Source organism: Rhodothermales bacterium (assembly GCA_041391505.1).
GTDB lineage: Bacteria > Bacteroidota > Rhodothermia > Rhodothermales > JAHQVL01 > JAWKNW01.
The window spans coordinates 22,101-46,377 of the sequence record JAWKNW010000031.1 but is presented as its reverse complement, the minus strand read 5'-3'; the positions used below and the strand labels follow the sequence as shown (position 1 = coordinate 46,377).

The 24,277-nt window shown below is 63.9% G+C and carries 23 protein-coding genes; all 23 read right to left on the bottom strand.

The features are described 5' to 3' along the window. Positions 1–33 precede the first annotated feature (33 nt). The 23 genes from flhA to R2834_21315 all read right to left on the bottom strand — a co-directional run bounded on the left by flhA (position 34) and on the right by R2834_21315 (position 24,275). The gene (flhA, locus tag R2834_21425; GenBank protein MEZ4702908.1) at positions 34–2,121 is read right to left on the bottom strand and encodes a flagellar biosynthesis protein FlhA; all 2,088 of its coding nucleotides are present in this window, start codon (positions 2,119–2,121) and stop codon (positions 34–36) included. Positions 2,122–2,183: 62 nt separating this feature from the next. Beyond that, on the bottom strand, positions 2,184–3,260 hold the full coding sequence (flhB, locus tag R2834_21420) for a flagellar biosynthesis protein FlhB (protein MEZ4702907.1): 1,077 nt from the start codon (positions 3,258–3,260) through the stop codon (positions 2,184–2,186). 68 nt (positions 3,261–3,328) lie between these two features. Next, positions 3,329–4,105, bottom strand: coding sequence for a flagellar biosynthetic protein FliR (gene fliR / locus R2834_21415; GenBank protein MEZ4702906.1), 777 nt, complete (start codon positions 4,103–4,105; stop codon positions 3,329–3,331). A gap of 113 nt (positions 4,106–4,218) precedes the next feature. Then, complete coding sequence (gene fliQ, locus R2834_21410; protein ID MEZ4702905.1) at positions 4,219–4,488, bottom strand: flagellar biosynthesis protein FliQ; 270 nt, start codon at positions 4,486–4,488, stop codon at positions 4,219–4,221. A 74-nt stretch (positions 4,489–4,562) separates the two neighbouring features. Next, positions 4,563–5,369 carry a flagellar type III secretion system pore protein FliP gene (fliP, locus tag R2834_21405; GenBank protein MEZ4702904.1) on the bottom strand — a complete coding sequence of 269 codons (807 nt, stop codon included), beginning with the start codon at positions 5,367–5,369 and terminating at the stop codon, positions 4,563–4,565. Then, positions 5,359–5,913 carry a flagellar biosynthetic protein FliO gene (locus R2834_21400; GenBank protein ID MEZ4702903.1) on the bottom strand — a complete coding sequence of 185 codons (555 nt, stop codon included), beginning with the start codon at positions 5,911–5,913 and terminating at the stop codon, positions 5,359–5,361. The genes fliP and R2834_21400 overlap by 11 nt, the downstream gene beginning before the upstream one ends. 114 nt (positions 5,914–6,027) lie before the next feature. Continuing rightward, positions 6,028–6,924, bottom strand: a complete 897-nt coding sequence (gene fliN / locus R2834_21395) for a flagellar motor switch protein FliN (protein ID MEZ4702902.1) — start codon at positions 6,922–6,924, stop codon at positions 6,028–6,030. Then, entirely contained in the window at positions 6,917–7,939 is a 1,023-nt protein-coding gene (gene fliM, locus R2834_21390) for a flagellar motor switch protein FliM (protein ID MEZ4702901.1), read from the bottom strand. The genes fliN and fliM overlap by 8 nt, the downstream gene beginning before the upstream one ends. A 224-nt stretch (positions 7,940–8,163) precedes the next feature. Beyond that, positions 8,164–8,700, bottom strand: coding sequence for a flagellar basal body-associated FliL family protein (locus R2834_21385; protein MEZ4702900.1), 537 nt, complete (start codon positions 8,698–8,700; stop codon positions 8,164–8,166). After that, the gene (locus R2834_21380; GenBank protein MEZ4702899.1) at positions 8,652–9,389 is read right to left on the bottom strand and encodes a flagellar motor protein MotB; all 738 of its coding nucleotides are present in this window, start codon (positions 9,387–9,389) and stop codon (positions 8,652–8,654) included. The genes R2834_21385 and R2834_21380 overlap by 49 nt, the downstream gene beginning before the upstream one ends. A 116-nt stretch (positions 9,390–9,505) precedes the next feature. Beyond that, complete coding sequence (locus tag R2834_21375; GenBank protein ID MEZ4702898.1) at positions 9,506–10,291, bottom strand: MotA/TolQ/ExbB proton channel family protein; 786 nt, start codon at positions 10,289–10,291, stop codon at positions 9,506–9,508. Between the two features lie 182 nt (positions 10,292–10,473). Beyond that, positions 10,474–11,565, bottom strand: a complete 1,092-nt coding sequence (locus tag R2834_21370; GenBank protein ID MEZ4702897.1) for a chemotaxis response regulator protein-glutamate methylesterase — start codon at positions 11,563–11,565, stop codon at positions 10,474–10,476. Positions 11,566–11,691: 126 nt separating this feature from the next. Next, complete coding sequence (locus R2834_21365) at positions 11,692–14,751, bottom strand: chemotaxis protein CheA (protein MEZ4702896.1); 3,060 nt, start codon at positions 14,749–14,751, stop codon at positions 11,692–11,694. 36 nt (positions 14,752–14,787) lie between these two features. Then, positions 14,788–15,567: a protein phosphatase CheZ gene (locus R2834_21360; GenBank protein MEZ4702895.1), complete on the bottom strand. Its 780-nt coding sequence runs from the start codon at positions 15,565–15,567 to the stop codon at positions 14,788–14,790. A gap of 25 nt (positions 15,568–15,592) precedes the next feature. After that, the gene (locus R2834_21355) at positions 15,593–15,964 is read right to left on the bottom strand and encodes a response regulator (GenBank protein MEZ4702894.1); all 372 of its coding nucleotides are present in this window, start codon (positions 15,962–15,964) and stop codon (positions 15,593–15,595) included. A gap of 162 nt (positions 15,965–16,126) precedes the next feature. Further along, the gene (locus tag R2834_21350) at positions 16,127–16,984 is read right to left on the bottom strand and encodes a protein-glutamate O-methyltransferase CheR (GenBank protein MEZ4702893.1); all 858 of its coding nucleotides are present in this window, start codon (positions 16,982–16,984) and stop codon (positions 16,127–16,129) included. A 10-nt stretch (positions 16,985–16,994) separates the two neighbouring features. After that, positions 16,995–17,444, bottom strand: a complete 450-nt coding sequence (locus R2834_21345; protein MEZ4702892.1) for a chemotaxis protein CheW — start codon at positions 17,442–17,444, stop codon at positions 16,995–16,997. A 212-nt stretch (positions 17,445–17,656) separates the two neighbouring features. Then, entirely contained in the window at positions 17,657–18,928 is a 1,272-nt protein-coding gene (locus R2834_21340) for a flagellar hook protein FlgE (GenBank protein ID MEZ4702891.1), read from the bottom strand. A 255-nt stretch (positions 18,929–19,183) separates the two neighbouring features. After that, positions 19,184–19,858, bottom strand: coding sequence for a flagellar hook capping FlgD N-terminal domain-containing protein (locus R2834_21335; GenBank protein MEZ4702890.1), 675 nt, complete (start codon positions 19,856–19,858; stop codon positions 19,184–19,186). Between the two features lie 28 nt (positions 19,859–19,886). Continuing rightward, positions 19,887–21,737, bottom strand: a complete 1,851-nt coding sequence (locus R2834_21330) for a hypothetical protein (protein ID MEZ4702889.1) — start codon at positions 21,735–21,737, stop codon at positions 19,887–19,889. 34 nt (positions 21,738–21,771) lie between these two features. Further along, positions 21,772–22,407, bottom strand: a complete 636-nt coding sequence (locus R2834_21325; protein ID MEZ4702888.1) for a hypothetical protein — start codon at positions 22,405–22,407, stop codon at positions 21,772–21,774. Continuing rightward, on the bottom strand, positions 22,404–22,865 hold the full coding sequence (locus tag R2834_21320; GenBank protein MEZ4702887.1) for a hypothetical protein: 462 nt from the start codon (positions 22,863–22,865) through the stop codon (positions 22,404–22,406). The genes R2834_21325 and R2834_21320 overlap by 4 nt, the downstream gene beginning before the upstream one ends. Before the next feature lie 81 nt (positions 22,866–22,946). Beyond that, entirely contained in the window at positions 22,947–24,275 is a 1,329-nt protein-coding gene (locus R2834_21315; GenBank protein ID MEZ4702886.1) for a FliI/YscN family ATPase, read from the bottom strand. Positions 24,276–24,277 lie beyond the last annotated feature (2 nt).

Below are 24,277 nucleotides of genomic sequence, written 5' to 3'. Positions count from 1 at the left end.
AGGCCGCTCGAAGCCCGCGCGCGGGCTTGCCGGCTAGCTCATTTTTAATGACTCGAGAACCTCTACCGACACGTTGGGAATCAGGTCGTTGTAGGACAGCACCGTGATGTCGGTCAGCATCGGGGAGAGGAAGTTGAACAGCGTGGCCCGGAGCACGGGAGATGTTAGAAGCACCGGGGCATGCGCATTACTGATAAGCTTTTTGGTCAACCGATCGGCCTCCTTGACGAGGCGTTCCATTTCGGTTTGCTGTAATCCCAGGGTGCTCGGATTGAGTTCGCCCTGTTGTGCCTTTTCGAGCAACAGTTGTTCCAATTCAGGCGCCAGCACGAAGGCGTGCAGCTTGCCGTCGGTGATGGCGTACTGCCGGCTTATCGTGGCGGAGAGCGAGGCGCGGACGTACTCCGTCAGCACATCGATGTTTTTGGTCTGTGTCGCATGGTCCGCCAGCGATTCGAGGATCGTGACGAGGTCGCGGATCGGCACCGTCTCCTGCAGGAGGCGCTTCAGGACTTTCTGGATCGCGCCCACCGAGAGCACGTTCGGCAGCAGTTCCTCGACCAGCGCCGGCGACGTTTCGGCAACCTTGTCCACCAGCTTCTTCACTTCCTGCCGGTCGAGCAGGCGGTACGCGTTCTTGCGGAGGACTTCCAGGAGGTGCGTCGTGATGACGGCCGGCCCCTCGACCACCGTCAGGCCGAGCCGCTCCGCCTCGGGCAGGTTGCGCTCGGCGATCCACAACGCCGGCAGGCCGAACGTCGGGTCCTTGACCTTGATGCCGGCGGGCGGATTCTTGATGTCGTCCGGCAGGAGCGCGAGGTAATAGCCGGGCATGATCTCCCCCTCGCCGATCGGGTTGCCGCGCAGCTTGATGACGTACTGGTTGGCGCCCATGCTCACGTTGTCGCGAATGCGGACGGGCGGAATCACGATGCCGAGTTCGAGCGCGAGCTGCTGGCGCAGCATGCGGACGCGGTCGAGGAGGTCGCCCTGCTGGTTCGGGTCGACGATCGAGATCAGGGCGTAGCCGATTTCGAGTTCGAGGGGGTCGACCAGGAGCAGGTCGGTCGGGGTATCCTGCGCCTCCGCCGGCGCCGGCGTGCCGGCCAGCGTGGCCTGCTCGTCCGCCGCGCGGCGTTCCTGCAGGATGCGCTGGCGGCCCAGCAGCACCGTGGCGCCCGAGAGCAGCCAGAAGGGGAGGAGCGGCAGCCCCGGCACGAGGCCGAGCGCCGCCAGGAAGACGCCCGTGAGCAGAATCGGATGCGGTTTGTTGAAGAGCTGGGTCTTGAACTCGTTCGCCCAGTTGCTCTCGTTGCTCGCCCGGGAGACGATGAGACCGGCGGAGGTCGAGATCAGCAGCGACGGGATCTGGGAGACGAGGCCGTCGCCGATCGAGAGGAGGACGAAGTTTTCGCCGGCTTCGGGGAAAGACATGCCGAGCTGCAGCATGCCGACGACGAGGCCGCCGATGATGTTGATGCCGGTGATCACCAGCCCCGCGACGGCGTCGCCGCGGACGAACTTGCTCGCGCCGTCCATCGCGCCGTAGAAGTCGGCTTCCTTCGACACCTCCTCGCGGCGCTGACGCGCCTCGGTTTCGTCGATCAGGCCGGCGTTCAGCTCGGCGTCGATCGCCATCTGCTTACCCGGCATGGCGTCCAGGGTGAAACGCGCGCCCACCTCCGCGATACGGCCGGAGCCCTTCGTGATGACCACGAAGTTGATGATGACGAGGACCAGGAAGATGATGGCGCCGACGACGTAATTCCCCGACACCACGAATTCGCCGAAGGCCGTGATGAGCTTGCCGGCCTCGCCCTCGCTCAGGATGAGCCGGGTGGAGGCGACGTTCAGCGAGAGCCTGAACAGCGTCGTCATCAGCAGCAGGCCGGGGAAGATGGCAAATTCGAGCGGCCGGACGGCATAAAACGCCGTCAGCAGGATGCCGAGGCTGAGCGCGATATTCGTCGCCAGCAGCATGTCCAACAAAAAGCCCGGCAGCGGCACGATCATGACGAACAGAATCATGATCATGGTCGCGGCCATCATGCCTTCGCCATTGAACAACTTGAATGCAGGGGGTTCGAGCGTGGGCTGCCCGGACGGGAGTAGACGTGCCAAGGTGCGTTGCGTTGTCGTTCACCGCCTGAAAGGGGCCGGCGAACGGAGGTTGAATGGCCTGTTCATCCCACTCGGGGGATGGTCTTCTTTCGCTTTCGGTAGATCGAAGCGAGGATCGTTGCCACGGCAGGATAGAGTTCCTCCGGGATGATTTGCTCTTCGGGAACGCTGCGATACAAAGCGCGGGCCAAGGGCGGCTCCTCGATGACGGGGATGCCATTCTCAATCGCCAGTTCACGAATGCGGAGCGCGCGTTTACGGATGCCTTTCACGAGCACCTGCGGCGCCGGCGCGACGCCGGGGTCGTACCGGAGGGCGACGGCGTAGTGCGTCGGGTTGGTGATCACGACGTCGGCCTTGCTCACCGCGTGATCCAGCCGCGGCCGGCGCAGCAGCTTCATCGCCAGCTTGAACCGCTGTTTCTTGACCTTGGGGTCGCCTTCCGACTGCTTCCGCTCGTCCTTCACTTCCTGCTTGGACATCTTCAGGTTCTCCTTGAACTTGTGCCGTTCGTAGACGAAATCCAGCGCGCTCAGGAAACCGAGCATCGCGATCATCTTGAAAGACAGGCTCATGAACCACCCGGTAGCCGTCGAGAGGATGAGCGGCAGGGGCTGGGCATGCAGCAGGACGATCTGCGGCATGAGGCCGGCGATGTGGAAATAGGCGATCGGACCGACGATGGCGATCTTCAGGAACGACTTCAGAAAGTTGAAGAGGCCGGAGGCGGAGAAGATGCGCTTCGCGCCGTTGATCGGGTTGATCTTCTTGAATTTCGGGGCCAGCGGCTTGCCGGTGAAGTTCCAGCCGGACTGCACCAGGTTCAGCACCACGCCCGAGATCATCAGAATCAGCAGAAAGGGCATCACGACCCCGGTGACCTCGATGATAAGGTCGTGCAGGAGCGACTGGACCGAGGCGTTGTTGAGGTTCGTCCGGCTCGATGCGAGCAGCAGATCCCCCATAATCACTTTCATCCGTTCGAACCCCCATCCCGTTCCCATGGCCAACACGTTCATGCCGATCAGGAGCATGCCGACGGAGAGGACCTCCTGCGACTTGAACACCTGACCTTCGCTGCGCGCGGTGGCCTTTCGTTTTGATGTAGGGTCTTCTGTGCGTTCGTCTTTTTCTGCCATCGTCTACGGCGGCGATGCCGCGCTGTCGATCCGGAAAAAAGGGCGGTGTGCCGGCATGCTTTTGCCGGCTATCGGGGAGCGATCGCCTCGATCATGGACATCATGTCGTCCAGCATCTGCATGAACATCTCGGGGACGACCGGGATGAAGTGCTGGATGTAAAAAAACGTGATCGAGATGCCCACCAGGAGTTTCAGGGAGAGGCTCAGCGAAAAGATCTCGGCCTGCGGCGCGACGCGCGCGAAGATGCCGAGCGTCATGTCGACCAGGAAAATGGTAATCATGAAGGGAGAAGCGAGCCGGAGCGCCGTCATGAAGAGGCGGCCCGTCCACGTCAGCAGCATGTCGCCGGCCAGGTGCAGGTCCGCGCCGGCCAACGGCACCACGTAGAACGAGCTGTTCAGCGCCCTGAACATCTGGTGGTGCCCGTCGAGGATCAGGAAGAGGAGGAAGGTCGTCATGATCAGGAAGTTGCTGATCGGGTTCGACGCCTGGCCGTCGGCCGGGCTGATGACCTGCGAAATGCTGAACGCCATCTGCAGCCCGATGAAATCGCCGGCGAACCGGATGGCGAAAAAGATGAACCGGGCGGACATCCCCAGCACCACGCCGGTCAGCCCCTCGATGATCACATAATAGGCGAGCGCGACCGGCACCGTCGGCGTCAGGCCTTCGGGCATGGGTACGATGCCGGCCAGCGCATAGGCGAACAGCACCGCAAACAGGATCTTGACCTGCACCGGGATAAATTTCTGCTCATAAAACGGCGCCGCCATCACCAGCCCTGCGATGCGCACGAACACCAGAAAGGTGTAAAGCAAATATTCCGGATCGAGGATAGACAAGGTGGATCACGCGGTGATAGGGCGCCGGTCGGCGATGCGATACCGGGATGCCGGATGCCGGATCGTTTCAAACAAGGGGGACGATCTTGCCTGGCGCAAGCTCTCCCGGCTGCCTACCGGCTGACCTGCGGAATGAACTGCATGACGTGCGTCGTGAAGTCGGTCAGCATCTCGAGCATCCACGGTGCCAGCAGCAGCATGACCAGCGCGATGGCCAGGATTTTCGGGATGAACGAAAGGGTCATTTCCTGAATCGAGGTCATCGCCTGAAAAAGGCTCACGAGCAGACCCACGACGAGCGCCGTCCCCAGCAGGGGGGCGATGATCAGGATGGCGGTGCGGATAGCTTCCTGCACCCAGAATAGCGCGACGTCGGTGTTCATGATTGGCGATTAGCGATTACAGATTACAGATTACCGATTTGCGATTTGCGATTTGCGATTTGCGATTTGCGATTTCATGTCCCCGTATAGCCCCGGATGACGGACTCGACGATCAGGTACCAGCCATCCGACAGCACGAAGAGGAGGAGCTTGAGCGGGAGCGACACCATGATCGGGGGGAGCATCATCATGCCCATGCCCATCAGGACGCTGGCCACGACGAGGTCGACGATGAGGAACGGGAGGAAGATCATGAAGCCGATCTGAAAGGCGATCCGCAGTTCGCTGATGACATAGGCCGGGATCAGGATATGAAGCTGGACGTCGTCCGCCGAGTTGAACGTGGTGACGTTCGCCAGGTCCATGAAGAGCATGAGGTCCTTCTCGCGCGTCTGGGATAGCATGAACGCCTTCATCGGCGTGAGCGTGAGGTCGAGCGCTTGCTTCTGCGTGATCTCGCCGGCGATATAGGGGGCAAGCGCCTCGTCGTGGATCTGGGAGAGCGTCGGGTGCATGATGAAGAAGGTCAGGAACAGCGCCAGGCCGGCGATGAGCTGCGAGGGCGGGGCCTGCTGGGTGCCGAGCGCGGTGCGGAGCAGGCCGAAGACGACGATGAGCCGGGTGAAGCTGGTCGTCATGATCACAATCGCAGGCGCGACCGAGAGCACGGTGAGCAGCAGCAGGAGCTGGATCGGCAGCGCGTAGTCCTCCTCGCCGTCCGCCTGCTGGATCTGGGGGAGGATGTTGAAGGTCGGCGTGGGCGCGTTGGCTGGCGGCGCGGTCTGGGCCGAGGCCGGGCGCGGCAGCGCGAGCAGGGCCGTGAAGACGAGGAGCAGGATCGTTCCCGCTCCGCCTAGCGAGCGGAAGAAATCAGTTGCCATTGGAAGTGCGGATGGCGCGGTAGAGAAAGGTGGTGAAGTCCGGCTTGTCGGCCGGCGCGGGCGCCTCTTCGGGCGCGTCGGGGACGTCGGGAAGCCGGTCGATGAGCGCGATCTGGTTGGCGGTCACGCCGAGGAGCAGCGTCTGGCCGGCGCATCGCACGATATGCAGTTCCTGGCCCGGGCCGAGCGTATGCCGCGCGAGCGTCTCGATCGGCTGGGGCGCCGGGGGCGTCATGCCCATCTGCCGGTAGCGGAACGCCGCGAAGCCGAGGAGGCCGGCGAGCACGAGGCCGGCGAGCCACGGACCGTAGGCGAAGGGTTTAGCCGCGTCCGCTTCGTCGGGGCGCGCGGCGACCGATCCGCCGTTGTCGGTGAACAGCCGGCTGGAGTCGCGAAACGTGGGGGAGGACGGCTTGAGTTGCAGCGCCACCCAGAGGAGCATGAGGGCGGTGGCGAAAAAGAGGATGCGCTTCAGAAGCGACCGGTTGAGCGGGGGCTGGCCGGTCGCGGGAGGGCCCGGAAGGAATGGGAAGAATTTGCTCACGATCTGGCACGATGTTCATGCGGAGGAGGGCGCTGCTGCCCGAAAGGGCAGGCGCCCGAGACGCATGGGCCAGATTGCGAATACGGTGCCAGCCGGCGAGGCCGGCTGGCCTGGTTACATAAAGGCGCCGGCGCGCTGCCGCGTGGCCGCCAGGTTGGTGACGCGGACGCCGAACTGCTCGTCGATGACGACGGCTTCGCCCTCGGCGATGAGCCGGCCGTTTGCATAAATCTCGAGCGGTTCACCGACCAGTTTTTCCAGCTCGATGACGCTGCCCGTCGTGAGGCGGAGGACGTCCGACAGCGGAATGTCGCGACGGCCCAGCTCGACGGTGACGTTGAGTTCGACCTCGGCCAGCATCTGAAAATTGCCGCCGGTCCCCTCGTGAACAATGCGCTCCCTGCCCAGGTCGGGGAAGGCAGCCTGCGAAACGTCCACGGGACGCTGGGCGGGTGACGGTGATCCTAGCATAACGTCTTCTTCTAGATCGGAAGGAGGTTCAGGTAATGCGGAAAGGATCGCGTCGGACAACGAGATGACGCCGGTGAAGGTGTCGGCCTCGGTGCGGAGTTCGAAAGCAATGCGGATCAGGCTGTCGGCCAGCCGGCCGGCGGGGATTTCACCCCCCGGAGGCAACGCCTCGAAATACACTTCCGGAATCGAGATGCTGCGGCCCAGCACGTTGCGCACGGACCCGAAGGCCTGCGAAGCGAGCTCGACAAACAGGTCGGCCGAATCCGGATCGGTCGGCGATAGCTCGATACCGAGCATCGACTGCGAGAACGGGGCCAGCCAGTCTCCGGGAAACTGAATGGCAAACCCTTCGTCGCCTGAGCCCTTGCTCAGCACCGTGTACAGGGTTGCCGCATCGCTCGCGATCTCCGCCGGCGTCGCCGCTGCCGGAGCTTTCGTCGTAACGAGCGTTTCTTTTCCGAGGAGAGTGCCGACGAAGTCGCCAAGGCTTTCGGCAGCCTGATCGGCATAGTGCGCCAGGATCTGCGGGTCACTCATTTTTATTCGTCCCTGAAATATCAGTGTCTAAGATCTCAACGACGCGGACTGCGCGCTGATTGCCAGATTTGCCTGCGCTAGCCTTGAATTTCGGCAGCTCTCCTATATAGACCTTTATCGGCTCGTCGGCTCTGTTCTTAAGTAGAATCACATCGCCTTCGGACAAACCGAGCAGATCCGTTATGCTGAGCGTTGTTCTGCCGAGTTCGGCGCGCATCGACACGTCCATGGTCTGGAGCGTGAAGTTGTACTCGTCCCGCACGTCGGAGGGGACTTCCGTCGTGGCGCTCGTGAGCCACTGTTTCATGCCGGCGCGGCCGAGTACCCGCTCCAGCATGATGTAGGGGTAGCAGACGTTCATGAACGAGTGGTGTTCGTACACCCGCACCTCGAACGTCCCGATGATGGCCGGCTCGGAGCCGGGGATGATCTGCACGAATTCGGCGTTGGACTCGAACGCCGACTCACGGAACTGCATTTCGGCCACCTGCGACCACGCCTTTTCCAGCTCCTGGAACGCGCGCGCCATCACCTTGCTCATGATCCGCTGTTCGATCTGGGAGGTCTCGCGCGGTTTGCGCAGGAACCGCCCCGTGCCGCCGAACAGCTTCTCGATCGTAAAGATCACCAGCCGCGGATCCATCTCGAACACGAGCTGCTGGCCGCGATCCACCACCTCCACCACGAACAGGGCGGAGGGGTGCGCGCTCGACATCACGAATTCCGAATACAGCACCTGATCCATCGCCGTCAGCGTGATTTCGACGATGGTGCGCAGCTGGGCGGACAGGTATACGGACAGGTCGCGGGCGAACGCCTCGTGCACCTGGTTCATGACCCGCATCTGATCCTGGGAGAACAGGCGCGGTCGTTTGAAATTGTACGGGCTGACATTGCGGTGGAGATCCGCAAGCATCAGCGAATTGAGTTCATCGAGGTCCAGGTTTTTGGCCTCGTCCTCATCACTGACCCCGAGAAGGGCGTCAATCTCGTTCTGATTGAGCAGCTTGGACATGGGCGATCTGAATTGGCAATCGACGTGAACGGGGCGGTGCGCCGGACGGGGACAGGAGATGCAGGGTCCCGGTCGGCTCGTTGAGCGGGGCGCCCGATGCGCATGCCGGCGCGATCATCGAAAATCACGCCACACCACGAGGGCCCTCAAAGCGGCCCGCAGGCCGGCCGTGTGCGTCGATTGGGGAGGGACGATTCGTCCCCGAAATGAAAGAATTGCCCGTTCTACTGGAGCACGTACTGCGTGAAGTAGAGCCGGCTGACCTCGCCTTCCGTGACGATGCCGTTCACGGCCTGACGCAACTCGTCCTTGATCGTGTTGCGCTGTTCGATGGCGGCCAGCTCCTCCACGGTGCGGCGGCCGAGCAGCTTGATGATGGTGTCGCGGACGACCATCTCGCGGGACTTGATGCTCTCGAGCTGCGCCGGCTCCACCGATTCGATCCCCAGGCTCACCATCAACAGACGCCGGCCGTTCGAGTCGGCCGGGTTGACGACAATGTTCGAGAGTTCCATGAACTCCCCGTACTGGATGCCTTCCTCTTCGGCCGCTTCCTCTTCCTCGCCCTCGCCGCCGATCCCGAGGTTGTAGGCCACCTGGGCGATGGCCGGATATTTCGAATAGGACAGGAAGGCGCCGGCGCCGGCGGATACCAGCAACAGCGGCAGCAGGATCATGATAAAACCGCCGCCCTTTTTCTTCTTGTCGCCCTCTACGGCGTCAGGATTGTTTGCTCCCTGGTCTTCGGTTGGTTCTGCCATTGGTTCAAACTGATTAAGAGCTCAATACGACGATTCCGGCTGCGTCCCTCCGGCGTGCGGTTGGACGCGACAGGCTGGAATTCGCCCTTGCCGATGGCCTGGTAGTGGTCCGGCGGAAGGGCCGATCGCTGCGTGAGCAAGAACCGAACCACCGACGCCGCGCGCGACGCCGAGAGCTCCCAGTTGGAGGGAAAGGCCGATGTCCGGATGGGAATGTTGTCCGTATGGCCGATTACGGTCAGCGTGTTGCTCGAATCGGAGGCCACCGTCGCGATTTTGGCCAGCACCCGCTGCGCCGTGCTCAGCAACTGGGCGCTGCCGGAGGAAAACATGACCGAATCGGTGATCACAATGTGCACCGTCGATTCCTTGTAGTTGACCTCCACGTGGCCCTGAAGCCCTTCCTCCTCGATGAACTCCATCAACGACTCGACCCGCTCCGCCTGCTCGCGTTTTTGCTCCTCGGCGTCCTGCGGATCGTCCTGCGGGATAACCGGGATCGGCTGTGCGTTGTCGAACACGCTCTGCCGGCCCTTGAAGTAGCTCATCGCCTCCATCAAGCGGTCTTTCTTGATCTCGGACATGGCCACGATCATCACGAAGAACGTGAGCAGCAGCGTCACCATGTCGCCGTACGTCACCAGCCAGAACGGGGCTGATGGGGCAGGTTCTTCTTCGATCTCAGCCATACGATTAGCGATTAGCGATCACGGATTTGCGATCGGCGATGTGTGAAACGCGGTCCTTGCCTGCATCCCGAAGCCAACGGACTTTGCGCACGGTGCACGTTCAGGGTGCACGTTGCCTAGGCTTCTTCTGCCTGGGCCGGCGTGGCGACCTGGCTGAGTTCGCTTGGCGTCAACAGGTTTTGCAGGCGCTTCTGGATCATGCTCGGGCTGTCGCCGCGGACGATGGCGAGCACGCCGGTGCGGACCAGCTCGCGCATCCGAAGCAGGGCGGCCACCTGGAGCTTGCGTTTTTCGGCGAAAGGGAGGAAAAACAGGTTCGCGATGAGTGAGCCGAGGAACGTGGTCACGAGGGCGACGGCCATGCCGGCGCCGATCTGCGAGGGGTCCGACAGGTTGCCCATCATCTGGATCAGCCCGATCAGGGTGCCGATCATCCCGAACGCCGGCGCGTTGGCGCCGAACGAGGTGAAGAGTTTCACGGCGAACGACTTCTCGTTCAGCTCGGTTTGCAGGTTGGCCTGCATCATCTCATCGATCTCCCGCTCGTCGATGCCGTCGACGGCCATCTCGAGGCCGAACTTCAGGAAAGGGTCGTCGATCTCCTCGAGCCGGCGGTCGAGCGCCAGCAGGCCCTCACGCCGGGCGATGCGGGACAGCTCGCCGAACTCCTCGATGTATTTGCTGAGGGGAGGGAGGCTGAACGAGAAGAAGTCCTTAAAGGCCCCCGGCATCATCTTCAGCTGATCGAAGGTGTAGTTCACCATCATGCCGGCCCCTGCACCGCCCACCACGAGCATGAAGGATGCGGGATCGAAAAACGTCGCCCATCCCGTCCCCATGAAGATGGCGCCATAGACGAGCAGGAGACCTGCGCCGAGGCCGGCAACTGTTGATTTTTCCATGATGCTTCGTACGAGAGAGTGCCATCGCTGCGCGCATCACGATGCGCGCCCGGGTCCTGGTTCTGCGTTTTCACCATGCAACTGCCGGGGCCGGGGCCGCGGAGCTGACGGGGGACTCATGGACCCTGTATCGGCCGGGTAAGACGAAGGTTAATGTGAAATGCGCGTTGGAAAGCGAGCGATCAGGCCGCGTTGGCCGTCGCGCGCGCCAGGCTGCGGGTCAGCACGGGGGCGATATGGTCAAGCGCCAGCGTGGCGTCCGCGAGGCCGGCGTCGAAGACGGCCTTGGGCATGCCATAGATCACCGAACTGCCTTCATCCTGGACGAGCACCGTGCCGTTGCGGGCCTTGATGTGCCGGGCCCCTTCGAGGCCGTCGTTGCCCATGCCGGTCATGACCACGCCGACGGTCATCGACCCATAGAGGTCCGCCGCCGACGTGAAGAGCAGGTCGACGCACGGATGGTACCGCGAGGTCGCGGATTCCTTGAGCACGCGCAGATGCGGCGTCCCGTCCTTGCGGAAGATCACGCTGTCGCTGCCACCCGGCGCGATGTACACGCCGCCGGCTTTCAGCGGCGTTCCGTCCGTCGCCTCGACGACGGTGAGCGCGCTGATCGCGTTGAGGCTGTCCGCGAGCGTTTTGGTGAACTTGGGCGGCATGTGCTGCGCGATCACGATCGGAACCGGGAACGTCGCGGCGAGCATCGGGATCACCTTCTGCAGCGAAAGCGGGCCGCCCGTCGAGATGCCGATCAGGACGAGCTCGGCGCCGTTGATGCGCACGTTCGGCGCGCTGCCGGGCGTCGGTGCCGGCGCCGGCGCCGCGGCCGTCCGCGCACGCGACACGAGCGGCCGGGTATTGTGCAGGATGCTCGATCGGGCGCCGTGGATCGACTTGATCTTGGCGACGAGGTCGCGCACGATGCTGGACCGGTCGCCGCGGACGAACGAGCTTTCTTTGGTAATGAAATCCGTGGCGCCGGCTTCCAGCGCCTTGAGCGTGGTCTCCGCGCCCTCCTGGGTCAGCGAACTGAACATCAGGATGGGGCAGGAATGGACATTCATCATGCGCTGGACGGCGGAGATGCCGTCCATGTTCGGCATCATCACATCCATCGTGATGACGTCGGGCTTGAGCACGCGCGCCTGTTCGAGCGCCTCCACGCCGTCCTTCGCCGTACCGACGACGGTGATGTCGGGCTCGGCGTCGAGCAACTGGCTGAGCGTCGTTCGCATGAAGGCGGAGTCGTCGACAATCAGAAGGCGGATCATGTGCGTCTTGGGGTTGAGCGTCGGTTCATGGCCGTGCGGTGGATCGACGCCTCGCTCGGGTTGCCGGCGAAAGCGCGAGCGACCCGGGCGAGGCGTGTGCTGCCTGGCCGTCCCACGGCGTGAACGTCAGGGTTTTTCCGTCTTCGAACCCGTCTCAGGGCGTCTGCGGGGATGCTCCTGTTCGAGGCGAATCAGTTCGGCGACATCGAGGATCATGATCACCCGACCGTCGCCGAGGATCGTCGAGCCGGCGATGCCCGGAATCTTCTTGAGGTAGTTGCCGAGGGGCTTGATGACGATTTCTTTCTGGCCGACCAGGTCTTCGGTGATCAGGCCGACGCGGTGATGCGCGAGGCCGACGATGACCGCGTAGGCGGCGGAGAAGTCCGGCCGTTTCTCCAGGCCGAGGATGTCGCTGATGTACACCAGCGGCAGGATGCGCTCGCGCAGGCGAAGCACCTCGCGGCCGTTGATGCTGTCGATCTTGTGGTTCTCGAGACCGACGACTTCGATGACCGAGTGGAGCGGGATGGCGAACGTCTCCTTGCTCTGACGCACCAGCAGGCTTTGCTTGATCGCGAGCGTGAGCGGCAGCTTCAGCGTCACCGAGGAGCCCTTGCCCATCTCGGAGCTGATGCCGATCGTGCCGTTCAGCCGCGCGATGTGCGTCTTGACCACGTCCATGCCCACGCCCCGGCCCGAGATGTTGCTGATTTTCTCCGCGGTGCTGAAGCCGGGCTTGAAGATCAGGTTGAACGCCTCGTCGTCCGTCATCTCGGTGGCTTCGGCCTCCGTGATGAGTCCTTTTTCGATCGCTTTCCGCTTGACGCGGTCGACATTGATGCCGGCCCCGTCGTCGGATACTTCGATGATGATGTTGTTGCCTTCCTGGCGTGCGACCAGGCGGATCGTCCCGACCGCCGGCTTGCCGGCGGCCAGGCGCTGCTCGGGCACCTCGACGCCGTGGTCGACCGAGTTGCGCAGGAGGTGGACCAGCGGATCGCCGATCTCTTCCGTGAGCGACTTGTCCAGCTCGGTCTCGGCGCCTTCGATGACCAGCTCGATCTCCTTGTTGGTGGACCGGGCCAGGTCGCGCACGACGCGCGGGAATTTGTTGAAGATGCGCCCGATCTGCACCATGCGGGTATGCATGACGCCGGTCTGCAACTCCGTGGTGATGAAGTCCAGCTGCGCGCTGGTTTCCAGCAGGCCGCGCTGCAGGTCGTCGCTGAGCGACGAATTCAGGTCTTCGGTGATCTGGACGAGCCGGTTGCGGTTGAGCACCAGCTCGCCGACCAGGTTCATCAGGTTGTCGAGGCGGTGCACCTCGACGCGAATGGTTTCGGTGGAGCGGTCGAGGCCGCGGCTCGCGGAGGCCGCGCCCCGTGCATCCCCGCCGGCTTCGGTCCGCGCGGCGCCGCTATCGGGCGCCTCGTGCGCCTCGTCGTCGCCGGCGGTCGGCTCGGGCTCGATCGCCGCGTCGCGGCGAATGCTGGCGGCGGCGTCCGGCTTGAAGGTCCCGGAGGAGATCGCCGTAAGCTGTTTGATCAGGTGACCCTGCTTGACCACCTCCAGCTTCAGGTTCTTCACCTGGAGGGCGAGCACCTTCATCTGGTCGTAGGCCGCGAACATCACGTCCATCATCGCCGGATGGAATTCGATGTCGCCGCGACGGAGCCGGTTCAGCACATCCTCGAAATGGTGCGCGATGTGGCTGAGCTGCTGCAGGTTCAGGAAGCCGGCGGAGCCCTTCACGGTGTGCACGTCGCGGAAGATCTCGTCGACGAGCGCGCGGTCGTGGATATGGTCCTCCAGGCTCAGCAGCTTGTTGTCGAGGTTATCCAGGATCTCCGTGGCTTCGACGACAAAGCTCTCGACGATCTCCCGGAAGTCCTCGGAATGGATCTGGTGCGTCTCGTCGACGAGGACGTCTTCGAGCTCCTTTTCCTCTTCTTCTTCCGGCGCGGGCGCGGCCGGCTGCGGCGTCGCGGCCACCGGGGCCGGGGCAGTTTCGACGACGGTGAGCGCCGGGGGCTTGCTGTCTTCCGGGATCCACGCGTCGAGCGTGGCAAGCAGTTCGTCCTGGTCCACGGCCACGATCTTCCGATCGGCGACCTGCTGGACGAGCGTCTGCAGGTGCTCGAGCGCCGAGCTGAACGTATCGGTGATGACGGTCGACCAGTCGAGGTGACCGGACAGCATCTGGTGCGCCACATGCTCGAGCTTGCGCGAGAGCAGGCTGAGCTGTTCCAGGCTCAGGAAGCCGGCGGTGCTCCGCAAGTTGCCCACGACCTTGAGCATGGTCTGGAGCAGCGAGGCGTCGTTTTCGCCGCCGTTGAGGCCGAAAACATCCTGCTTGAGGTCTTCGATGGACGGTGTCGCATCCTCGACGAAGGCATCGATCACCATCTGCATGTCGCCCAGTTCCATCTGGGCGTTGGCGTCGGCGAGCATGCTGGCCGACGGCGCGTAGCTCCGTTTCGGCGCGGCGGCCGGCGCTTCGTCAGCCGGCGCGATTTCTACCTCGGCAGCCGGCGCGATTTCCGTTTCGGCAGCCGGCGCGACTTCTACCGCGGCAGCTGGCGGCGCGGCTTCCGTTTCAGCAGCCGGCGCGATTTCTACCTCGGCAGCCGGCGTAGCCTCTGCTTCGGCTTCCGCTTCGGCCGGTGCGGGCGTTTCGACTTCGGGAGCCGTGGTGGCTGCCGCTACCGGTTCGGTCACGGCTTCCGGCGCGGCCGGGGCCGCGGGTTCGGCGGTCGCCTGGGGGGCGGCAGGGGTGCCGGGGTTGGCGGAGAGCAGGTCCAGCTCGGCGATGAGCGGCGTGATGAACGGCGATTGCTCGTTCCCCGTCCGCATCCGCTCGATCAGGTCGACGAGGGCGTCGAGGGCGTTCTGGAGCGTATTCGCTGCGCTTTCAGACAGGCTGATGCCGGCGTCGCGGATCGACGTGACGGCGTTGCAGAAGCTGGCGGTGAGGACCTTGATCTGTTCGAGATCGAGCACCTCGGCCGCTCCGTTCAGGGTGAATACGGCGCGGGCGACATCGTCGTAGGCGTCGGTTGTACTCACCCCGCCGGCCAGACGGGTAAGCACCTCGCGTGCGTGCGTGAGGGTGTTAAGCGCCTCTTCTGCAAACCGATCTTCGATCGATGGCGAAACGTCGGACTTGGGGTTGTTCTCAGCCATTGTTATGTCATCTGCGTGCGAATAACAGCGCGCCGTTTACTGATTTGCGAACAGCTTGTCGATATCGCCCATCGTGGCAAAGTCGCCGGCAGAATCGAATTCGGAGCTCTCCGGCTCGGTGACTTCGCGCAGGCCGGGCAGGTCGTATCGCGCGTTCGAGTCGAACGTCGCGCCGCTCTGGAGCCGCGTGTCGAAGTCGTCTTCTTCCGATACGCGCGGGCCCAGGTTCTCCGTGAGCTTGTGAAGGCGCTCGCGGGTCGTCTGGATGAGATGGTTGACTGATGCGATCTGCTGGGAGGTGATGTCCTGCACCTGGAGGGAGAGCATGATCTGCGTCATCCCTTCCTTGAGCACGTTCACCGCTTCCATCTGGATGCCGAGACCCTTCTCGATCGCGCTCAGCGTCGATTCCTGGTTGCTGCTGTAGGTCGCGAACTCCTCGGCCAGGTCCTTCCACGAGGCGCCGAGCTTTTGCTCGACCACCTGCTGAAACTGGTTGTGCTGGTCGCGCACGTTGCTCACGTGCGTCCCCATCGAACTCATCTTCTTGCCGAGTTCATTGCATTTCATGAGGGCGAGATCCACCAGGTTGAGAATCTCGGTGGTCGCCATCTCCGTCGCCTGAGACACGCTTTCGAGCTGGGACGAGGCACTGGGCAACTTGCTCGCGCTATCCTGCAACGAGCCGTTGATGCTGTCGAGCAGGGGCGACATGTCCTTGATCAGCAAGACGACCTCCTCGATGAAGGGGACGGCGCGCTGACCCAGGACGAAGATCGATCGCAACTCGTCGAGCTTGTCCAGCATTCTCTGCATTTCCGTTGTGTTGTTCATTGCCATCTCACGAGCCGATTTTGAGAATCATGTCGATCTTATCCCGAAGAATGTCGGGCGTGAAGGGCTTGATGACGTAGTTGTTCACCTTCGCCTGCATGGCCGAAAGCACATCCTCTTTCAAGCCGCGCGTCGTAACCATCAGGATCGGAAGGTTGCCCAGGGTCTCGTGCTTGCGGATGCTCTTCGTCAGCTCCAGACCGTTCATGTTCGGCATGTTCCAGTCCGTGATAACGAAGTCGATCGCTTCGCTGCTGAGCTTCTCCATCGCTTTCTGGCCGTCCTCCGCCTCGGTCAGGTCGGTATAACCGATTTCCATCAAGGCGTTGCACACAATTCGGCGCATCGTTGGCGAATCGTCTACGACTAAAAACTTCATAGCTGTCTCGATTAACGGGGGTTCAGGCAATTCGTGATGGATCTTGTGCGATCACGGGTCGACTCCTCCGCGTTACGGCGCGGACGGTCCACCACGTGAGGGGTATCGGACGAAACGGGTTTGGAATAACTCATGATGTACTTTTTTGCGTGTGTGATCGGGTCAGGCTTCACGTCGATAGATCATGATGCCGTCCATGCGTACGGAGGCGAAGCCGTGCTCGATGCCGTACAGGTTTTCGGAGTAGCCGAGGAAGAAGCTGCCGCCCGCGTTCATGCTGTTGTAGATCGAGGAGACGGCCTGGGCCTTGGATTCGCGGTCGAAATAGATCAGCACATTCGCGCAGAAGGCGATATCGATGCCGGAGACGCTGAGCATCTCCGTCCGGTCGAACAGGTTGACCCGGCGGAAGCGGACGAGCTTCTTGATTTCCGGCGACAGGATGTAGTGGTCGCCGTCTTTCTTGAAGTACTTGGCCAGATAGGCCGGCGGCACGTTGCGGATCGCATACGCGCTGTAGATGCCTTCCTCCGCCTTGGCGAGCACTTCCGTGTTGATGTCCGTGGCGACGATCTCGAACCGTACCTGCGGGTACCGGGGCCGAAACTTCTCGTTGAGGATCAGCGCCAGGGTATAGGCCTCCTCGCCGCTCGAACACGCGGCGCTCCACAGCCGGATCGTGTTCTTGCTTTGCTTGAGACGCGCCGCGATGAGATCGGGCAGGATGTTCTGTTCCAGGATCTCGAACTGCCGGACGGCCCGAAAGAAGAAGGTCTCGTTGATCGTGATGATGTTCACGCACGCGGACAACTCCTGCGGACTGTTGCGCTTGCTCAGCAGCTCGTAATACTCCTTGAAGTGCGAGTATCCCAGTTCCAGCAGCCGCTTACCCAGACGCGTCTCCAGCAGGTATCGCTTGTTGTCCTGGAAATAGATGCCCGTGCGCGCATAGATCAACTGCCTGAATTGCTCAAACAGGTCGTCCGTGAGCGTCATGGATAAGTGGTCTAATGCGGACATAGAAGAAGCGTTAGGCGCCCGCGTGCTGCGGGACGGCGTCAAGAACGGCTTGTGTGTCGTCGCGCAGCAGCACTTCGAGATCGATCAGGGTGAGCAGGCGGTCTTCCAGACGGGCGACGCCGCGGATGTACTGCGCATCCTTGCCGGTGGCCAGTTCGGGGGGCGGTTCGATGGTGGTGCGGTCGAGGCGGATGACCTGACGCACCATGTCGATCATGAAGCCGACGACCTGCTCCTGGATTTCGATCACGACGATGCGCGTGTTTTTGTCGCGCTCGTGGCTGGGCATCCCGAACCGCTTCCTGAGATCGACCACCGGTACGATCTTGCCGCGCAGGTTGATGACGCCGACCACGAAGTCGGTGGTGTTCGGCACGCGCGTGATCTCGACGGGTCGAATGATTTCTTGCACATTGAGGATATCGACGCCAAACTCCTCGTCGCCTATCACGAAGCTCACGATTTGGAGAAGGTTCGTATGATCGTCGGTGTGTTGGCTCATAACGGTTACTCTTGAACGTCGTCCGGTCTGACAAATGGCCACGAGGCGTAATCAATGGGGGGTATCGGCAGGCCCCGGGGCCCCCTTAACGCTTCGTGGATGCCGGATCCCATAAAAAAACCCCGCTCCCTCGAAAGAGAGCGGGGCGCCGGCTGAACCGGTGGTCTGGATTAGCGCTTGAGGTTGACGATTTCCGTCAGGAGTTCGTCCGCGGTACGGATCACACGGGCGGAGGCCTGGAAGCCGCGCTGCGTCTTGATCATTTCCGCAAACTCGTTCGTGAGGTCCACGTTGCTCATTTCGAGCGCCCCGGAGACGATGTCGGCGCCGATTTCCACGCCGGCCCGGCCGCGCTTGATGCTGCCCGAGGTCTCGGTGGCGCCGTACAGGTTGTTGCCCAGCGTCTCGAGGCCCTTGATGTTGTTGGCGTTGCCCATCGCGAGCTGGTAGACCTGCACCGTCTGCCCGTTGTCGAAATTGAGTTCGAGCATGCCGTTGAGGTCGAACGTGAAGCCGACCAGCTTGCCCGAGGACGTGCCGTTCTGATCCGTCACGACGGCCGAGCTGGTCTCGCGGAACTGCGTGATGCTCGTGATGTCGATGTCGATCGTGTCGGCGCCGGTGATGTTGACGTACGCGGGGTCCCAGCCGATCGTCGGGAGGGCGAAGGCCGGGTCCGTAAGCGCGACGCCGTCGACCGACTGCAGCAGGCCGTCGGTGCCGAACTCGACCGTGAAGACCGTCGATACGCCGCCGAAAGGCGCCGTCGTCGGGTCGCCGGTGACGGTGACCTGGTACTGGTCGGGGTCGGCCCCGTCGGCGCTGATCTTCTCGAAGGAGAAGATCATCGAGTACTTGTTGCCCTGTTCGTCGTACACGACGGTGGACATGTCGTACGTGTCCGGGTTGACGCCGCCGTTGTCGGACATCGCGGCGTCGAGGTTGCCGGCGATCGAGACTTCCGACGTGTACCGCGGCGGCGACACCGCCGCGAGGTCGATCGCGATGTCCTGGACGCGGGTCATGTCCGGGAGGCCGGTCGCGGTGTCGATCGCGAAGCCCTGGACGTTGAGGCCGCTGGACGTGACCATTTCGCCGGCGCGGTTGAACGCGAAGTTGCCGGCGCGCGTCAGGAGTTCGCGCTGGCCGTCGCGGACGATGAAGAAGCCGTCGCCGTTGATGGCGAGGTCGGTGGCGTTGTTGGTCGTTTCGAGCGCACCCTGCGACCAGCTCACGTCGATCGCGTTCAGGCCGAGGCCGAGACCGACGAACGAGGGGTTGAAGGCGTTGCTCGACACTTCTTGCGCCAGCAATTCGTTGAACGCGGTACGGCTCCGCTTGAACGCAATCGTGTTGACGTTGGCGATGTTGTTGCCAACGACATCCATACGCGTCTGGTGGTTGACGAGTCCGGAGACTCCACTGCCTAAAGAACGCATCATAAGAGTATTCGAGGTGTTATAACCCGCAGCAGTGTGCGAGGGGGCCGCGGTCCGGCTAGCCGTTTTCCCGCTCGGGAATCCAGCGTGCCGGATGGGTTGATTGAACGGAAGTAGGAAAGGAGTCATGGAGCGGTCTCCATGACGGTTCTGGCATACAGGCTCAGGGCGGCTCGAGGCCGTGGATGTGCTACGAACCCTGAACCTGGATTCCGGAATAGGATCGACCCCTGCGAGAAAAGGCCGAGTTTCGGTTGGTCACGCCCCGATGACGGAGCGGACGTTGCCCATGGGGATCGATTGGTCGCCTATCCACAGCAGGATGCCGTCCTGGCTGAAGGAGACGCGATCCACATTGCCGCGCATGAGGTGCGTGGCGTTGACGGTATTGCCGGCGGCATCGGTGGCGTTCACCTTGAAGGTGTAGGTACCCGCGGGGAGGTCCGCTCCGTCCTCGCCCTTGCCGTCCCAGTTGGCGCTGCGTTCGCCCTTGCCCTGCCCGCCGGCTTCGATCGTCCGCACCTTGCGGCCGGCCTCGTCGAAGACGTCGATCGACACGCTCGCGGCGGCGTGGTCGAGTTCGTAGTGCATGGTCGTGCCTTCGGTGCCGTCGAACCGGAGCTGGTTGCCCACGGCCTCGACGTCCTTGCCGATCAGGCCGGCCGCGACGCCCGAGTTGATGCTCTGGGCGAGCAACCCGTTCAGCTGGGCGCTCTGGGCCATCCCGTCGTTCAGGTTGATGAGCTGTTCCAGCGACGAGAACTGCGCCAGCTGGGCGGCGAACTGCTGGCCGTCCATCGGATTGAGCGGGTCCTGGTTGCTCAGCTGGGTGACCAGGAGCAGCAGGAAGTCGTCCCGCCCCATCGTCTGGTTGGCTACGCCGCCGAGCGGGGTCTGCTGGGCCTGGGATGAAGTGATCTGGGTGATATCCATGGGGTGATGTTGCTGTGGTGAAAGGGGGTTATCCAACCCACACGTAGTGTCCGTCGGCGCCGGCGCGCACCTCCACGGGGGAGGGCGCCTCCACGGTCGCTGCCGAGCCGCCGCGCGTCTCGGAGCCGCCCGCCGACGGCCGGCCGGCCGTATGGTCGAATACAGATTCCTTGCCGGATTGGAAAAAGGAGAAGTCAACGTCCGCCTGATAGTGCATTTGCAGGGCATCGACGATCTGGGCGACTTGCGATTCGGCCTGGGCCCGGAGCGTCGGGTCGGAAAACCCGACCGAAACGGCTACTTTTTCCTGGTTGCGCATCACCTTGATGGTGACCATGCCGTCGCCTTCGTCGAGGCGCATCTCGAGCGTCTTCCACGTGTTGGCGTCGCCCCGCGCGGCCGACCGCTCCATGAACTGCTGAACCCAGGCGGGCGTATGCGGCGCGCGCGCCGTCCCGCCGGCGCGGTCCGCCTTGTCCATGCCCATCAGCGCGGGCGCGTCGAGGCCTTTGCCCAGCCCGGCCGCGGAGCCGGCGCTCCGGTCGACGCGCTTCTCGCGATGCGGCTCGATCGGATCCATGCCCGCACGCAGCGCCGCCTCCTGGGGCGTCGACAGCGGCGCGGCCGGCGTGTTCTGCTGATCGGCCGGCGCATAGGACGGGCCGCCGTCATCCTGCGCGGGCTGTTGCCGGCCCTCGTCCGAACGCGCGGCGCGGGGCGCCGGCGCGTCTTCCTGCGGCGCGCTGCGACGTGGCGCCAGCTCCGGAGCCGCGTCCGCCGTCGCATCCGCCCGGCGCTCCGGTCGCGGCTTCACGGCCGGTTTTTCTTCGGCGCCGGGCGCCGGCACGGAGAGCTGGAGCCCCGGTCGCTGATCGGCCAGCCGTTTCAGCAGCAGAAGGTCGTCGCCCGAGGGCGGTTTCGCGCTCGAGCCGGTAGCCGGCCCGGTCAACTCGTCGCGGATGCGAAACGAAAAAGGCGAGGCGGGCTGCGGACGCTCCGTCTGCGCGGCCGGGCGCTCGGGCACGGCGCGTGGCGCGGCTTCGGCCCGTGCATTCGGTTCGGTGTGGTGCCGCCCCGACGCGGCGGACGCATCCGCTTCGCGCGACGCCGCGACGCCGTCCGGTGCCTCAGACGGCTCTCCGCGGACCGCATCGCTCGCGGAGGCCGGCAGCCGTCCTTCCGGTCGGATGGCGGTCTGCTTGTCCTCGGCGGATGCTCCCGCCGGGGCGTGACCCGATCGGGAGGCTGGTTGTGCCTCGGAAGTCCGAATGGCCGGGTCGCCTTTTTGAGCCGGGTCGCCTTTTTGTACGGGTCCGGCGCTGCCTGCGCGGCGCGCCGGCGTCTCGGGATTGATGATCGTGGCCTCGCCGCCATGCTCCGGCATCGCGGCGACGGCCGGCTTCAGGTGCGACGCCCGCTTCTCGGTCTGATTGCCCGTCACCGGAGCCGCGAAGGGCTTCATCCGGGCGCGCGTCATGTCGTGACTCGGGATGTCGATCGTCGGAAGCGCGAACGGGGGCGCCGCCCAGGCCTCGGGCTGGGCCTCGCGGCGCGGCGCGCGCTCAGTGTGAGCCGCGGCGCCCTTGCGTTTTTCCACGCGCGGCGCGTGATCCTTTGCGATGGGCGCCGTTTCGTCGAGGGACGCCTCCACGCCGCCCTCGGGGCGGGGGCGCGACGGCATCGCCGCCTCGGGTTCGGGACGGGGCTTTTTATCGGCCTGGCGGACCTCGCCGGCCGGCTGCTCGTCGTCCGGGCCGGTGTTTTTTCGGAGCGCCTGCCCGAAGAGGGCGCCGAAGGCGTTCCGGGCACGCTTCACCGTGGAAATCCGGGGCGAGCCCTGGGGCTGTTCGGCCTCCTGGAGCGGCAAGATATTGGACATGGATGTTGGGCGTCTTGGGGTGCGGGGCGCCGGATCAGTTTCCGGGCGCCGGAGGCGGCGCGGTAGCCGCGCTCGAAAGCGCCGGCTGCGGCGTGGCGAGTTTGTTGACGAGCGCCGACGCTTTTTCAGCCGGCAGCATCTGGAGGAGACGGGTTCGGTTTCGCGCGGTCGCTTCGAGATAGATGGCCTCGATCACATCCATGTCGAGCTGGCTGAGCAGGGCGCCCAGTTCGCCGTCCTCGAGTTTAACGAGCGTGCCGCTCATCTGGCGCGCGTCGTCGAACCGTTTCTGGAGTTCCTCCCAGCGCGACTCCATCTCCGCGATCCGCTTCTGGAGGACCTTCTGGGTCTCCTGTTCGATGGCGAGACGGAAGTGGATGTCCTGCAGGGAGTCGCGCAGCGTGGCGATGGCCGGATCCGGCGCCGCCGGCGCCATCGCGCCGTAGGCCGCCGCATACAGGGCGGCGGAGTCGGCCGGCATGCCGAGCGAATCCATCAGGGCGGCGTTCATCATCGGGTCGTGCGGAAGACGGCTCTGGGCCAGGCTATCGAGCCGGGCGGCGGTCTGATCGACCATGTCGGGGGCGAGCGCCGGCATCGCCATGTAGGTGCCCACGAGGCCCAGGGCGAAGAAGACGAGGCTCAGGACTACGGCAAGTACGATTTTCATGGTGTATCAGAGGCGTTTTTGCGTCGAAAGGCGTCGAGCGCCTGTTCCTCGAGGAGTTTGTTGTCAGCGTAGTTTTCGGCCTGGACGAACCGATGTTTTTCGATGTCCCGCAAGGTCTCGAGCGCTTCTTCGGCGCTGCGCCGGTCGACCAGCTCGCGCCGGGCCTGCTGCTCCTCCCGAAGACAGTGCTTCAGGCGCTGCTGCTCCGTCTTGAGCCGGCGCTGCGCGTCGAGCCGCAGCCCGTCCGTCTGGCGCAGGGTCGAGGCGGTGACGGGCCGGTCGGACCGGGCCGCGTCGCGGTGCAGGGTGTCGAGCGCCTGCATGGCGTCGTCGACCTTTTTTTCCTGCGCCACGCGCCGCGCGATCGCGGCCGCCAGCGCCTTCTTTGCGCGCTCCGTTTCGTGCGTCCGTACCTGGAGTACACTCGACAGGGAGAAACGAAATTTCTTTCCGGCCATGGTGCGCGAAACGCGTGATTTGCGGGTTGTTTATACCTGTACCCACACTGTGCAAATGACCGGCCAAACGGGCGATGCCCGCTATCCGACGGCGCCTTCCTGCAGCGCCTGCTTCAGCACCTCGATGGGGCGGCCCCCGGAGGCGTCGTGCATGCTCTGCTGAAGGAAGCGTTTGAGCGGCGCGTGCGCCGCGATGGCGCGGTCGGTCGTTTGATCCGATCCTTTTTCGTAGGCCCCGATGCGCAGCAGGTCTTCGATCGATTGATAGGCCGAAAGCAGCTGCCGGGCGCGGGTGGCGACGGCCTGGTCCTCGCGCGACGTGATGCGAGGCATGAGGCGGCTCACGCTCTGGAGCACGTCGATGGCCGGGTAATGCCCCGATTCGGCGATCCGCCGGGAGAGGACGATGTGCCCATCCAGGATGCCGCGCACGGCATCGCTGATCGGGTCGTTCATGTCGTCGCTGTCGACGAGGACTGTAAAGATACCCGTTATTGTTCCCTGCCGGCCCGGGCCGGCGCGTTCGAGCAGGCGGGGGAGCATGGCGAAGACGCTCGGGGTATAGCCGCGCGTCGTCGGCGGCTCGCCCACGGCGAGGCCGATCTCGCGCTGGGCCATCGCGACGCGGGTGACGGAGTCCATCATCAGGAGGACGTCCTTGCCGAGATCGCGGAAAAACTCGGCGATGGCCAGCGTGACGCTGGCGGCCTTGACGCGGTGCATCGCGGCCTGATCGCCCGTGACGGCGACCACGACCGAGCGGGCCAGGCCTTCTTCGCCCAGGTTGTCGACAATAAATTCCTGCACCTCGCGGCCGCGTTCGCCGATCAGCCCGATGACGTTGACGTCGGCCCGGGCGTTGCGCGCGATCATGCCGAGCAGCGTGCTCTTGCCGACGCCGGAGCCCGAGAAAATGCCGATGCGCTGCCCCCGTCCGAGCGTGAGCATCGCGTCGATCGCGCGCACCCCCGTGTGGAGGGCGGTGTCGATCATGCGGCGTTCCATGGGGGAGGGCGGTTCGCGGTGCACCTGCTGCGCATCGTTGAGCAGAATCGGCCCTTTCTGGTCGATCGGATGCCCGTTGGCGTCGATCACGCGGCCGAGGAGGGCTTCGCCCACCTGGATCGTGAGCGGGATGGCGGAGCGCTGGACGAGGCAGCCGGCGCGAAGCCCGACGGTCACTTCCAGCGGCATGAGGATGCACGTCTGGCCGCGCAGCCCGACCACCTCGGCCTTGATGCGCCGGCTCCCGGGGTGATCGCTCTCATAGATATAACAGATCTCCCCTACAGCGGCCTGCACGGCGCTGGCTTCCACGAGGAGGCCGATGACGGACTGGACGCGTCCGAAAGTCTGGATGGCCGGCCGGATCCCTTTGATGCGTGCGCGGCTGTGCGACAGATAGGACATGG

What these genes read in the sequence shown, in the direction of transcription:
- R2834_21360 (MEZ4702895.1), bottom strand. Translation starts at nt 15,567, where the DNA reads ATGCAGAGAATGCTGGACAAGCTCGACGAGTTGCGATCGATCTTCGTC.
- R2834_21380 (MEZ4702899.1), bottom strand. Translation starts at nt 9,389, where the DNA reads ATGGCTGAGATCGAAGAAGAACCTGCCCCATCAGCCCCGTTCTGGCTG.
- fliP (MEZ4702904.1), bottom strand. Translation starts at nt 5,369, where the DNA reads ATGGCAACTGATTTCTTCCGCTCGCTAGGCGGAGCGGGAACGATCCTG.
- R2834_21370 (MEZ4702897.1), bottom strand. Translation starts at nt 11,565, where the DNA reads ATGATCCGCCTTCTGATTGTCGACGACTCCGCCTTCATGCGAACGACG.
- R2834_21340 (MEZ4702891.1), bottom strand. Translation starts at nt 18,928, where the DNA reads ATGATGCGTTCTTTAGGCAGTGGAGTCTCCGGACTCGTCAACCACCAG.
- R2834_21375 (MEZ4702898.1), bottom strand. Translation starts at nt 10,291, where the DNA reads ATGGAAAAATCAACAGTTGCCGGCCTCGGCGCAGGTCTCCTGCTCGTC.
- fliM (MEZ4702901.1), bottom strand. Translation starts at nt 7,939, where the DNA reads ATGTCCAAGCTGCTCAATCAGAACGAGATTGACGCCCTTCTCGGGGTC.
- R2834_21385 (MEZ4702900.1), bottom strand. Translation starts at nt 8,700, where the DNA reads ATGGCAGAACCAACCGAAGACCAGGGAGCAAACAATCCTGACGCCGTA.
- R2834_21315 (MEZ4702886.1), bottom strand. Translation starts at nt 24,275, where the DNA reads ATGTCCTATCTGTCGCACAGCCGCGCACGCATCAAAGGGATCCGGCCG.
- fliN (MEZ4702902.1), bottom strand. Translation starts at nt 6,924, where the DNA reads ATGAGTGACCCGCAGATCCTGGCGCACTATGCCGATCAGGCTGCCGAA.
- R2834_21325 (MEZ4702888.1), bottom strand. Translation starts at nt 22,407, where the DNA reads ATGAAAATCGTACTTGCCGTAGTCCTGAGCCTCGTCTTCTTCGCCCTG.
- R2834_21335 (MEZ4702890.1), bottom strand. Translation starts at nt 19,858, where the DNA reads ATGGATATCACCCAGATCACTTCATCCCAGGCCCAGCAGACCCCGCTC.
- R2834_21350 (MEZ4702893.1), bottom strand. Translation starts at nt 16,984, where the DNA reads ATGTCCGCATTAGACCACTTATCCATGACGCTCACGGACGACCTGTTT.
- R2834_21355 (MEZ4702894.1), bottom strand. Translation starts at nt 15,964, where the DNA reads ATGAAGTTTTTAGTCGTAGACGATTCGCCAACGATGCGCCGAATTGTG.
- R2834_21330 (MEZ4702889.1), bottom strand. Translation starts at nt 21,737, where the DNA reads ATGTCCAATATCTTGCCGCTCCAGGAGGCCGAACAGCCCCAGGGCTCG.
- R2834_21320 (MEZ4702887.1), bottom strand. Translation starts at nt 22,865, where the DNA reads ATGGCCGGAAAGAAATTTCGTTTCTCCCTGTCGAGTGTACTCCAGGTA.
- R2834_21365 (MEZ4702896.1), bottom strand. Translation starts at nt 14,751, where the DNA reads ATGGCTGAGAACAACCCCAAGTCCGACGTTTCGCCATCGATCGAAGAT.
- fliQ (MEZ4702905.1), bottom strand. Translation starts at nt 4,488, where the DNA reads ATGAACACCGACGTCGCGCTATTCTGGGTGCAGGAAGCTATCCGCACC.
- flhB (MEZ4702907.1), bottom strand. Translation starts at nt 3,260, where the DNA reads ATGGCAGAAAAAGACGAACGCACAGAAGACCCTACATCAAAACGAAAG.